General features: G+C 53.7%; 9 protein-coding genes. 3 read left to right on the top strand and 6 right to left on the bottom strand.

The features are described from left to right. Nucleotides 1–14: 14 nt before the first annotated feature. The 3 genes from mutT to N9C89_RS13450 are packed head-to-tail and all read right to left on the bottom strand — an operon-like array spanning nucleotide 15 to nucleotide 2,458. Complete coding sequence (gene mutT, locus N9C89_RS13460; protein WP_263954490.1) at nucleotides 15–413, bottom strand: 8-oxo-dGTP diphosphatase MutT; 399 nt, start codon at nucleotides 411–413, stop codon at nucleotides 15–17. Continuing rightward, nucleotides 410–1,612, bottom strand: a complete 1,203-nt coding sequence (argJ, locus tag N9C89_RS13455; RefSeq protein WP_263954489.1) for a bifunctional glutamate N-acetyltransferase/amino-acid acetyltransferase ArgJ — start codon at nucleotides 1,610–1,612, stop codon at nucleotides 410–412. Before argJ ends, mutT begins: the two co-directional genes overlap by 4 nt. A gap of 3 nt (nucleotides 1,613–1,615) precedes the next feature. Further along, nucleotides 1,616–2,458, bottom strand: a complete 843-nt coding sequence (locus tag N9C89_RS13450) for a peptidylprolyl isomerase (RefSeq protein WP_263954488.1) — start codon at nucleotides 2,456–2,458, stop codon at nucleotides 1,616–1,618. Between the two features lie 188 nt (nucleotides 2,459–2,646). On the opposite strand from N9C89_RS13450, the gene secA reads away from it, so the two are divergent. The 3 genes from secA to N9C89_RS13435 all read left to right on the top strand — a co-directional run bounded on the left by secA (nucleotide 2,647) and on the right by N9C89_RS13435 (nucleotide 8,251). After that, nucleotides 2,647–5,349 (top strand): preprotein translocase subunit SecA, encoded by a 2,703-nt coding sequence (gene secA, locus N9C89_RS13445; RefSeq protein WP_263954487.1) that lies wholly within the window; start codon nucleotides 2,647–2,649, stop codon nucleotides 5,347–5,349. Between the two features lie 290 nt (nucleotides 5,350–5,639). Further along, on the top strand, nucleotides 5,640–6,647 hold the full coding sequence (locus N9C89_RS13440) for a hypothetical protein (RefSeq protein ID WP_263954486.1): 1,008 nt from the start codon (nucleotides 5,640–5,642) through the stop codon (nucleotides 6,645–6,647). 20 nt (nucleotides 6,648–6,667) lie between these two features. Beyond that, nucleotides 6,668–8,251, top strand: a complete 1,584-nt coding sequence (locus tag N9C89_RS13435) for a phosphate ABC transporter substrate-binding/OmpA family protein (RefSeq protein WP_263954484.1) — start codon at nucleotides 6,668–6,670, stop codon at nucleotides 8,249–8,251. Here the strand turns inward: N9C89_RS13435 and radC are convergent. The 3 genes from radC to dnaK all read right to left on the bottom strand — a co-directional run bounded on the left by radC (nucleotide 8,223) and on the right by dnaK (nucleotide 12,213). Continuing rightward, nucleotides 8,223–8,975: a RadC family protein gene (radC, locus tag N9C89_RS13430; RefSeq protein WP_394358516.1), complete on the bottom strand. Its 753-nt coding sequence runs from the start codon at nucleotides 8,973–8,975 to the stop codon at nucleotides 8,223–8,225. The genes N9C89_RS13435 and radC overlap by 29 nt on opposite strands. A gap of 92 nt (nucleotides 8,976–9,067) precedes the next feature. Then, nucleotides 9,068–10,219: a molecular chaperone DnaJ gene (dnaJ, locus tag N9C89_RS13425; protein WP_263954482.1), complete on the bottom strand. Its 1,152-nt coding sequence runs from the start codon at nucleotides 10,217–10,219 to the stop codon at nucleotides 9,068–9,070. A gap of 74 nt (nucleotides 10,220–10,293) precedes the next feature. After that, on the bottom strand, nucleotides 10,294–12,213 hold the full coding sequence (dnaK, locus tag N9C89_RS13420) for a molecular chaperone DnaK (RefSeq protein ID WP_263954481.1): 1,920 nt from the start codon (nucleotides 12,211–12,213) through the stop codon (nucleotides 10,294–10,296). Between the last annotated feature and the right edge of the window lie 50 nt (nucleotides 12,214–12,263).

Raw genomic sequence — 12,263 nt, 5'->3', positions numbered from 1 at the left:
TTAAAGCTTAACCTCTAGAGCCAGTCGCGCAGAACTGGAATTAGCGGGATATCCGCTGGTGGCATTGGGTAGTTTCTAAGCTCGTTCGGCCGCGCCCATTTCAGAGTCTGCCCTTCTTTGGGGTGGGGCGTTCCGTTCCATTTGCGACAGGCAAATAGTGGCATCAGTAGGTGAAAGTCATCATAGCTGTGGCTCGCAAATGTGAGCGGCGCAAGGCAACTTTGCCATGTATCAATACCAAGCTCTTCGTGAAGCTCGCGGATCAAGGCGATCTCTGGAGTTTCTCCTGCTTCAACCTTGCCGCCCGGAAACTCCCAGAGACCCGCCATCGACTTCCCCTCGGGACGCTGCGCAAGCAGAACGCGGCCATCACGGTCAATCAAGGCAACCGCCGAAACAAGCACAGTTTTCATGAACGGTAATCCGCGTTGATCTCGATGTATCCATGGGTGAGGTCGCAGGTCCAGACGGTTGCCGTACCTTTCCCGATGCCCAAATCAACACTCAAAACGAGGTCTTCCTGTTTCATATAGGAGGCGCCTGCTTCTTCGGTATAGCTCTCGGAAACCCAGCCTTTCTCCGCAACAAGGATGTCGCCAAAGGAGATAGAAAGGCGGTCGCGGTCTGCTTTAGCACCGGATTTGCCAACAGCCATGACCACGCGGCCCCAATTCGGGTCTTCGCCAGCGATCGCTGTTTTGACTAGCGGAGAATTCGCGATCGCCATGGCAACGCGGTGGGCGTCAGCGTCTGAATCCGCGCCTGTTACGTTCACTTCAACGAATTTGGTCGCGCCCTCTCCATCGCGGACAACTTGATGCGCGAGGTTCTGCATAACACCGTGCAACGCGTTCTCGAAAGCTGCCTCGTCCTTCACCTCGGGGCCCTTGCCCGTTGCTGCGAGAAGCAGGCTATCTGAAGTAGAGGTGTCGCTATCCACAGTTATGCAGTTGAAAGTTTTGTTGTTCAGCTTGGACAAGATGGCTTGTAGGCGGTCTTGTGCAATTTTCGCGTCGGTAAAGATATAGACAAGCATCGTCGCCATATCCGGCGCGATCATGCCAGAGCCTTTTGCGAATCCGGCGATTGTAATGCCGTCGACTTCGGCCTTCGCCCCTTTGGGGAAGGTATCCGTTGTCATGATTGCTTTGGCCGCACGTTCGAACGCGTTTGGCGCAAGGTTTTGGGAAAGTTCAGCCAACTTATCGGTGATGCGCTCTGCAGGGAGAGGCTCGCCAATCACGCCAGTTGAAGCTGTGAATACCCGCGAGACAGGAACATCAAGCGCCCCTGCCGCGGCTTGGGTAACGGCCTCAACAGCTTTAACGCCATGCCCTCCGGTAAAGGCGTTGGCATTACCGGAGTTCACCACAATCGCCGCTGGCCCGCTCGCATCACCGCCGATCTTGGCTTGGCAATCCAATACGGGAGCGGCGCGCGTTGCGGAACGTGTGAAAACGCCCGCAATCGCCGTGCCCTCACAAAGACGGGCGACCATAACGTCGTCCCGCCCTTTGTATCGAACACCAGCCGCAGTGGCCGCAAACTCAACCCCGTCAACAACAGGAAGCGACGGAAACCCCTCTTTCGGGGCCAGCGGTGATACTTTCATGGATTACTCCAAAAGTTCGGATTTCTTGATAAGCGCAGGATCGATAGTGCCTTCTTCTGCTTGCGAAATATCCGCCGCATTGGTCAGGTCTTCGATCAGCTTTGTCAGAACCTCGCGCTGTACCGGCTCAACCAGTTGATCGCGCACTTCGTCGATTGCTGGTGGTTGCACTTCGCGGGACTCTTTGCGCAGGATCACATGCCAGCCGAACTGCGTTTCGACGGGTGCGGAAACTGCGCCGTCCTCAAGCGCCATAACGGCCTCTTCAAACGGTGGAACCATCATTCCCTTTGAGAACCAGCCAAGATCGCCACCGTTCGGGCTGGAAGGACCGGTGGATTTTTCGCGGGCGAGTTCGGCGAAATCTGCGCCGCCTTCTAGCTCCTCAACAAGCGCTTTGGCTTCGTCTTCTGTCTCTACGAGAATGTGCGCCGCGGAGTACTCGGAGCCCAGCTCAGCGTCCTTATAGGCTTCGTCATAGAGCTCTTGAACGACGTCGTCTGTGATGGCGTCGCGAATAGCAGCAGTGATCGCTGCGCCAGCAAGAAACGCACGACGGTCATTTTCCATCGCCAGCTTGTCATGCTCGGAATACTCACCGTTCAGAGATTGATCGAGCAGGGTTTGCTGGATCAGGTTCTCGAGAATGCCGTCAAAGAGCTGTTTGTCATCAATATTCTGGTAGTTCTGGGGCAGAGTTTCGCGCGCGACGATCATATGCCCGAGGGTGATCTCTGTACCGTTCACAGTCGCTACGACAGTCGAGGGGCCTGCTTCTTCGGCAAAGACAGGTGCTGTTCCAGCGAGGAGCAGTGCGGTAATGCCGATTTTAGTGCGTTTTAACATCTATTTTCCCTTAGTAGTGCCCGTTCGGGCGCGTTCCATTGACAGTACTTGGTTGGCCCCTTACATCGCAAAAGGTCTTTATGTATGGGGCATCCGCTTAACAGCCTTGATAGGCTTACCAATAAGGGGGGGCAAGCCATGCTTTTCAAGATCACAAAAACATTAGCAGCAGTGCAAGCGGAGTGAATATGCTGGGTATCGGAACCATCGCCAAAAAAGTTTTTGGCACGCCGAATGATCGCAAGGTTAAGAAAACCCGTCCGCTTGTTGCGAAGATCAACGCGCTTGAGCCAGAGTTCGAAGCGCTTTCCGACGAAGGTATCATCGCGAAAACCAAAGAATTCCGCGAACGGGCTGTTGGTGGTGAATCTCTTGATAATCTCCTGCCCGAAGCCTTTGCCAACGTTCGAGAAGGGGCCCGCCGCGCGCTGGGCCTTCGTGCGTTTGATACTCAGTTGATGGGCGGTATTTTCCTTCACCAAGGCAACATCGCAGAGATGAAAACCGGTGAAGGCAAAACGCTGATGTCGACTTTTGCGGCCTACCTCAATGCGCTTCCAGGTGAAGGCGTGCACGTTGTGACCGTGAACGATTACCTTGCGCATCGTGATGCGGAATGGATGGGCAAAGTTTTTGCTGCGCTTGGGATGACAACTGGTGTGATCTATCCGCGTCAGGAAGAAGAAGAGAAAAAGGCCGCCTATCTTTGCGATATCACCTACGCAACCAATAACGAATTGGCCTTTGATTACCTTCGCGACAACATGCGCTCGAACCTGAGCCAGCTTGTTCAGCGCAAGCATAACTTTGCGATTGTTGACGAGGTGGACTCGATCTTGATCGACGAAGCGCGTACGCCGCTGATCATCTCTGGCCCGTCCGAGGACAAGAGCGATCTTTACGTTGCGATTGACAAGCTGATCCCGGAACTTAAGCCCGAGCATTACCTTAAGGACGAGAAGATCAAGAACGTCACGTTTACCGAAGAGGGTAACGAGTTTCTTGAGCAGCGTCTGCCGGAGCTTGGCATTCTGGAAGAGGGCCAATCGCTTTATGATCCAGAAAGCAGCACGGTCGTTCACCACGTCAACCAAGCGCTGAAAGCACACCAACTCTTTACGCGTGACACGGACTATATCGTGCGCGACGGCGAAGTGATGCTGATTGACGAGTTTACAGGCCGCATGATGCAGGGTCGCCGCCTCTCAGACGGGCTGCACCAGGCGATTGAGGCCAAGGAAGGGCTTGAGATCAAGCCAGAGAACGTGACCCACGCGTCGGTTACTTTCCAGAACTACTTCCGCCTTTACGATAAACTTGCCGGTATGACTGGTACTGCGCTGACAGAGGCCGAAGAATTCGCAGAGATTTACGGCCTTGGTGTCGTTGAAGTTCCAACAAACCGCCCGATTGCGCGTAAGGACGAGCACGATCAGATCTACCGTACAGCACGCGAGAAGTTTGCGGGCGTGGTTGAATCGATCAAAGAAGCACACGAGCGCGGACAGCCAATTCTTGTTGGTACGACGTCGATCGAGAAATCTGAGTTCCTCTCTAACCTGCTCAAGGCTGAGGGCATTGAACACAACGTTCTAAATGCACGCCTTCACGAGCAGGAAGCACAGATTATCGCGGATGCCGGTAAATTTGGCGCCGTTACGATTGCAACCAACATGGCCGGACGTGGCACCGACATTCAGCTTGGCGGCAACGTCGAGATGCATGTGCTGCAAGAGCTGGCCAAGAATCCGGATGCCGACCCAGACCAGCTTCGTGAGAAATTCACGTCGCAGGTTGCTGCGGAAAAAGAGAAAGTTATCGAGGCTGGTGGTCTTTATGTTCTGGCGACAGAGCGCCATGAAAGCCGCCGCATCGATAACCAGCTTCGTGGACGGGCTGGCCGTCAGGGCGACCCTGGACGTTCGGAGTTTTATCTTTCGCTCGAAGACGATCTCATGCGGATTTTCGGGTCCGACCGGTTGGATAAAGTTCTCGGCTCGCTCGGCATGAAAGAAGGCGAGGCGATTATCCATCCTTGGGTGAACAAATCGCTTGAAAAGGCACAGGCTAAGATCGAGGGCCGCAACTTCGACGCGCGGAAATCCTTGCTCAAGTTTGACGACGTGATGAACGATCAGCGTAAGGTGATCTTCAGTCAACGTCGTGAAATCATGGAAGCCGAAGACCTTTCAGAAATCGTTCAGGACATGCGCCATCAGGTGATCGACGATCTTGTCGATATTCACATGCCAGCCAAAACCTATGCTGAACAGTGGAGCACCGAGGAGCTTAAAGAGGAAGTTCAGAAAATCCTCAGCCTCGACGTGCCAGTTGTCGAATGGGCTGCTGAAGAAGGCGTTGATGATGCCGACATTCGCGAGCGCCTCTATGATGCGGCGGACAAGGCGATGGCGTCGAAGGCGGCTGAGTTTGGGCCGGAGACGCTTCGTGGCATCGAAAAGCAGGTCTTGTTGCAGACCATTGACGGTAAATGGCGCGAGCATCTTTTGACTTTGGAGCACCTTCGTTCTGTCATCGGCTTCCGCAGCCTCGCTCAGCGTGACCCGCTGAACGAATATAAAAACGAGAGCTTCCAGCTTTTCGAAGGTCTGCTTGAGTCGCTGCGTGTTGAAGTGACTGAAAAGCTCTCTAAAATCCGTCCGCTCTCGCAAGAAGAGCAAGAGAAGATGATGGCGCAGATGCTTGCTCAGCAGCGCATGCAGCAACAAGCCGCAGCAGCACAGGCGCAATCTGCTTTCACGCCAAAGGCAGGCGAAGCGCGTGAAGGATTTGACGAGAACGATCCTGAGACATGGGGAAATCCGGGCCGAAATGACCTGTGCCCCTGCGGTTCAGGAGAGAAGTTCAAGCATTGTCACGGTAAGATTTAAGGGCGGGCTCCCCACACCTTATTGGGGAAACGTCTTTGAAAGTTCGCGCAAAGGTATACAATTGCTCGCGTAGCGAGTGAGTCGATTTTGACGATTCGAAGAACACATTCATCGATTCGGATGTGTGTTTAGGGCAATACTGTAAGAAAATCCTCAAGGATTCACGCCACACAACGCTTCGAAATCCCTTGTTTTTAAGGCTGTTAACTAAAAACACCGGATTCAAGTCACATTTCGGCCCACTTTAGAAAGTCATCTTTCGGGTGATCTGACAGGTGGATGAGGGTGAAATGAAGAAATCGGGGAACTACATCTACGCAACCGCCAGCTTTGCTGTGGCGTTGACGATCGGATTTCTTGTGCAAAAGTCAGATGCAGAGAACCGACTCTTTGCAAAAGGCCTTTCGCATGGGAGCACGACAACTGTTGTTGATCCGGCGAGTGTTCAGCTTACTTCCGCGAAACCTACAGACAAGAATGCAACGCCCGTCGTTCCAGAGATCGGAGCCGACGAGATGCCGACGTTCGCTGCCCCTTGGGCTACGGATCAAATTGGCGGCGACGCGCTCGAGCCAACTCCGAAAACTGATGATACAACGTTCAATGCATATGGCGTTCCCTGCGAAACGAATGTGACGGCAATGCCAGGCCCCGCGGCAATGGTAACACTTGGGATCGATGCGAGTTGTTTGCCGAACGCATACTTCACAGTTCTTCATGAAGGGCTACGGGTTTCGGGTATGACTTCCCCGCTTGGAATTGCGGTGCTTACGTTGCCCGTGTTTTCCGAGGATGCGAAATTTGAAGTCCTGTTTGAAGGCGGCGAGCGTTTGACAACAGGAACCGAGATTCAGGATTTTGATGCATATGATCGTGTTGCGCTACAGTGGCAGGGCGCAGCGGAGTTGCAAATTCATGCGTTGGAATTTGGGGCCAGTTATGGCCAGAAGGGCCACGTTTGGCAGGCCGCGCCGCGAAATTCAGAATTCGCGCTGGGCGCGCAAGGCGGCTTTCTAACGACACTTGCGCTGCGCGATGACGAGCAGGCTTGGCAGGCTGAAGTTTACAGTTTTCCAAGTGGGTCGATCAACCAAGAGGGCACCGTCCGTCTCTCGATCGAAGCGGAGATAAAGCCATCTAATTGTGGGCGCGAAGTATTTGCGCAAACTCTCCAGTCGGATGCAGAAACAGGCGCGGAAGTGGTTGATTTAGCCGTCGCAATGCCGGATTGTGGCGCCATTGGCGAGGTTCTGGTGTTAAACAACCTGCTCCGGGATATTAGAATCGCCAGCAACTAGAGCGGCATTCGGACAGGCTTATGAGCATCCTTCGTGCGGCGGTTTTCGCCGCACTTTTCGTACTTACCCCGATCTGCGCCCGCGCGCAGGACATCACCCTGACATCGCAGGATGGTGCGATGTCTCTTTCGGGCGTTCTGGTTGGATATGACGGCGAGTTTTACCGCGTTGAAACGGAGTTTGGCGTTCTGACGTTGGACGGTTCCGGCGTTATTTGTTCTGGTCCTGCTTGTCCAAATCTAGACGGCTATGTTGCCGAGATATCTGTTTCCGGTGCACGCACGGTTGGTGATGTCTTGCTGCCATCGTTGTTCGAGCGATTTGCTGCACGACACGGATATACAGTGACGCGTGAAGTCGAGAGTAATCGGGATTTTACACTCGTACTGAAACAATCTGGCCAAGATACGGAAGTTGCTCGGATCGATTTCGCGCTTGGGAATTCGGATCAAGGCTTAGCCCGATTTGTGAGCGGTGAAACTGATTTCGCGCTCTCTCTTCGCGAGGCTAACGAGGACGAAATAACGATCGCGCGGGAGGCAGGTCTTGGCGATTTACGCTCCTCGCGCGTTGCACGGATTATCGGGCTTGATGGCGTTGTTCCCATTGTTTCAAAGCGCAACACGGTAACAAGCATCTCGTTAGAGCAGACTTCAAAAGTCTTCGCCGGCGAGATTAAGAATTGGCAAGAACTTGGTGGAATTGATGCTCCTATCGTCCTGCATCTGAGGGAAGATGGATCTGGTGTGTTGGAACGGGCCGTATCACAAATCCTGACGGACGAGGACTCTGAGCTTGCGCAGAGCCGTCGTCATACATCCAATGCGAGCCTTAGCGCGGCGGTCGCGCGCGATCCTTTTGCGATTGGAATCGTAAGCCATTCAGAGATTGGAAACAGCCGTCCCCTGGCGCTTCTCGGCGGGTGTGGATTTCCGTTTATGGCAAGTCATAGCACCATCAAATCAGAGGATTACCCCCTTACATCGCCGCTTTTCCTTTATACCCCTGCAAGGCGATTGCCCAAAATCATTCGCGAATTTATGGCCTTCATGAGCACGCCCTCGGCGGAACAAATTGTTGAGGCAAGCGGGTTTGTGAATCAGGCTTCGATTGAAATTCCGATGGCGGATCAGGGCGAGCGGCTTGCGAATGCTGTCCTTCAGGCGGGTGACGAGGTTTCTCTTTCGGATGTTCAGGAGATGGTTGGCGCGTTGCGGTCGGCACGGCGGCTTTCAACAACATTCCGTTTCGAAGCGGGTTCATCGCTTCTTGATGCGCAATCGCGGGCGAACGTTTCGAAACTCGCAGAGGAACTGGAAGCCGGTCTGTTTGAAGATCGCAAACTGCTGTTTGTCGGGTTTAGCGATGGTGATGGTGGTGCGGCAGCCAATCGCAGAATAGCAATGCGTCGCGCACAGGCGGTTCGTGCTGCGGTGTTAAAAGAAGCGAGCTTGTTTGATCCAGAGCGGATGGAAATCGGAGAACTGGCGTTTGGTGAGGCAATGCCCATGGCATGTGACGATACCGAGTGGGGTCGGCAGGTAAACCGTAGGGTTGAGGTTTGGCTCGCCCCAGTTACAGATACCCTTCCGCGCGAAAACTAAGTTCGCGGGATTTCCCGACAATCAGGTGGTCGTGGAGCGTTAGCCCGAGTGTATTCGCGGCTTCGTTGATCTGGGCAGTGACGGTGATATCGCTTTGTGAGGGCGAAGGGTCACCGGACGGATGATTATGCACAAGAATGAGGGCGGAGGCGTTGAGTTCAAGCGCCCGTTTCACGACCTCGCGTGGATAGACTGGTACATGGTCAACAGTCCCCCGTGCTTGTTCCTCATCGGCAATTAGGACGTTCTTGCGGTCGAGATACAAAACGCGAAACTGTTCGGTTTCGCGGTGAGCCATAGTTGTATGACAGTAATCAACAATCGCGTCCCATCCAGAGATCACATGTTTCTGCATTACTTTACTTCTGGCGAGGCGTTGGGCGGCGGCCTCGACAATCTTGAGTTCGCAAACAACAGCCTCTCCCACACCTCTGATTGGCAAAAGACGCTCGCGTGGTGCAGAAATCACCCGATTAAAATCGCCAAAGGTTTCGAGCAGTAACCTGGCAAGAGGTTTGACGTCTTTGCGGGGAATAGCCCTGAACAACACAAGCTCCAACATCTCATAATCGGGCAGGGCAGTTGCGCCACCATTCAAAAACCGTTCGCGCAGGCGCTTACGGTGATCTCGGATATAGCTCGGTTGTTTATGCGAGTCTTGGGGCTGGCGGCCGTATGAGTTTGTCCGCCGTTTTTTGGGAAGCTGCACTTCGTCAACATCCATGTCGAACATGGGGAGCGGCTTCTCGGAAAAAAATCGTTTCAGTTTCATAACTCGAAGCTGAAACGATTCTCTAAATTTTTAGTTAACTTGTGTTAACTTTTCATGCTGTCCCAGAAGGTTTTCACCTTATTAAAGAAGCTGTCGTTCTGTGGGTTGTTATCGACGGCAATGTCGTCGAATTCCCGCAGAAGCTCTTTCTGGCGGCTGGTGAGGTTTACCGGAGTCTCGACAGCGAGCTCGATGAACATATCACCCGATTGGTTTCCGCGAAGAGAAGGCATACCTTTACCACGCAAGCGCATCTGACGGCCGGATTGGCTGCCCGATGGTATCTTCACGCGGCTACGGCCACCGTCGATTGTTGGAACCTCGATATCACCACCGAGCGACGCGGAAACCATGCTGACCGGCACGCGGCAGTAAAGGTTGACGCCGTCACGTTCGAAGAGCGCGTGCTCCTGAACGTCGATGAAGATATAAAGATCGCCGGATGGTCCGCCGCGTAGGCCGGCTTCGCCTTCACCAGAGAGGCGGATGCGTGTACCGGTTTCAACACCCGCAGGGATGTTGACCGACAACGAACGTTCTTTCTCAAGACGTCCTGCACCGCCACAGTCTGCACACGGGTTCTTAACCATTTGGCCAACACCAGAACATGTTGGACAGGTACGTTCGACAGTGAAGAATCCTTGCTGTGCGCGCACTTTACCCATGCCCGAACATGTTGGACATGTGACAGGCTCCGCGCCGCCTTCTGCGCCTGTACCATTACAGGTGCCGCAACCAACGGATGTTGGGACGGTGATTGTCTTTTGGAGGCCAGAGAAGGCTTCTTCGAGGGAGACGCGAAGGTTGTAGCGAAGATCAGAGCCACGTTGTGCTCTGCTTCGTGCCTGACCGCCCGCACGGCCGCCCATGAAATCGCCGAAGAGATCATCGAACACATCCGAGAACGCGCTGGCGAAATCGCCATTGCCCTGACCAGGATGGTGTCCGCGCCCGGCGCCGCCCATACCGTTTTCGAAAGCGGCGTGACCATAGCGGTCGTAGGCGGCTTTCTTTTCCGGGTCTTTCAGAACGTCGTAGGCTTCATTTGCTTCTTTGAACTGCGCTTCTGCGTTGGGATTGTCGGAGTTGCGATCAGGGTGCAACTCTTTGGCTTTCTTGCGATAGCCTTTCTTGATCTCATCCGCGGACGCGCCCTTCGAGACACCGAGAGTTTCGTAATAATCACGCTTTGACATGTGTTACCCCTTAGGAACGCAAAGACCGGCCCGACAACTTGCGGGCCGGTCGCTGAAAGCTATGCAGCTTTCATTTAGTTGCGTTTGCTATCGTCCAGATCTTCGAAGTCTGCATCGACGATATCGTCATCAGCGGCGTTTGCAGTCGGTTCGTCAACTTCGGCGGGCTCTTCACCAGCTTCCTCTTGAGAGGCTTTGTAAATTGCTTCGCCAAGTTTCATCGACGCCTCTGTCACGTTCTGGATGCCAGCTTTGATTTTGCTTGCGTCCTCGGACTCGAGGTTTTCCTGAAGCGCGGAGATTGCGAGTTCGATGGCCTCAACAGTTGTTGGGTCAACTTTCTCTTTGTGCTCCTCAAGGGCTTTCTCGGTGCTGTGAATCAGGCTCTCGGCTTGGTTCTTGGCTTCGATAAGCTCTTTACGCTCTTTGTCTGCATCGGCGTTTTCTTCAGCGTCTTTCACCATTGCTTCGATGTCGTCATCCGACAGGCCACCGGAAGCTTGAATGGTGATTTTCTGCTCTTTGCCTGTGCCTTTGTCTTTGGCACCAACTTCAACGATACCGTTTGCGTCAATGTCGAAGGTCACTTCGATCTGAGGCATGCCGCGTGGTGCGGGCGGGATATCTTCGAGGTTGAACTGGCCGAGGATCTTGTTGTCGGCAGCCATCTCGCGCTCACCTTGGAAAACCCGCAGAGTCACAGCGTTCTGGTTGTCTTCGGCAGTCGAGAAGATCTGCGATTTCTTGGTTGGGATTGTTGTGTTGCGGTCGATAAGACGTGTGAACACACCACCAAGAGTTTCGATACCAAGAGACAGTGGCGTAACGTCGAGAAGAACAACGTCCTTCACGTCACCCTGAAGAACACCGGCCTGAATTGCAGCACCCATGGCCACAACTTCGTCTGGGTTCACGCCTTTGTTTGGCTCTTTACCAAAGAACTTGCTGACCTCTTCGATCACCTTCGGCATACGGGTCATACCACCAACAAGAACGATCTCGTCGATGTCACCTGTGGAAAGGCCGGCGTCTTTGAGAGCTTCCTTACAAGGCTTCAACGAAGACTTGATAAGATCGCCAACAAGGCTTTCGAGCTTCGCACGTGTCAGTTTGAGCACGAGGTGCAGCGGCTGGCCGCCTTTCGGGTCCATCGAGATGAACGGCTGGTTGATCTCAGTTTGTGTCGAAGACGACAGTTCGATCTTGGCTTTCTCGGCAGCTTCTTTCAGACGCTGGAGAGCCATTTTGTCTTTGGTCAGATCAACGCCGTTCTCTTTTTTGAATTCGCCAGCAAGATAGTCAACGATGCGCATGTCGAAGTCTTCACCACCGAGGAATGTGTCACCGTTGGTGGATTTAACTTCAAAGAGGCCGTCGTCGATTTCGAGGATGGTTACGTCGAATGTACCACCACCGAGGTCATAAACAGCGATTGTCTGTGTGTCTTTCTTGTCGAGACCATAGGCCAGCGCGGCGGCTGTCGGCTCGTTGATGATCCGCAGCACTTCGAGGCCAGCGATTTTACCGGCATCTTTAGTTGCCTGACGCTGAGCGTCGTTGAAGTATGCAGGTACCGTGATAACGGCCTGAGTTACGTCTTCACCAAGATAGGACTCGGCGGTCTCTTTCATCTTTTGCAGGATGAATGCGGAAATCTGGCTTGGCGAATATTTCTCGCCGTGGACTTTTACCCAAGCGTCGCCGTTGCCGCCATCGATCACGTCGAAGGGCAGGTTCGCTTTGTCTTTTGCCAGATGGGAGTCGTCTGCGCGACGACCGATAAGGCGCTTTACGCCAAAGATTGTGTTTTCCGGGTTGGTAACGGCCTGACGTTTAGCAGGCTGGCCAACGAGGCGTTCATCGTCTGCGAATGCGACGATCGAAGGCGTTGTGCGTGCGCCTTCAGCGTTTTCGATAACGCGTGGCTGCGACCCATCCATAATGGCGACGCAAGAGTTTGTAGTTCCAAGGTCAATGCCAATGACTTTTGCCATATTCAGTACCCCTTTATTAGGCGATGTTTAGGAGCGCGGACCCATGCAAG

This window comes from Halocynthiibacter sp. SDUM655004, from assembly GCF_026015885.1.
GTDB classification, from domain to species: Bacteria; Pseudomonadota; Alphaproteobacteria; order Rhodobacterales; family Rhodobacteraceae; genus Falsihalocynthiibacter; species Falsihalocynthiibacter halioticoli.
Note: the sequence above shows the minus strand (reverse complement) of the source record. Positions and strands in the feature narration are given on the sequence as shown.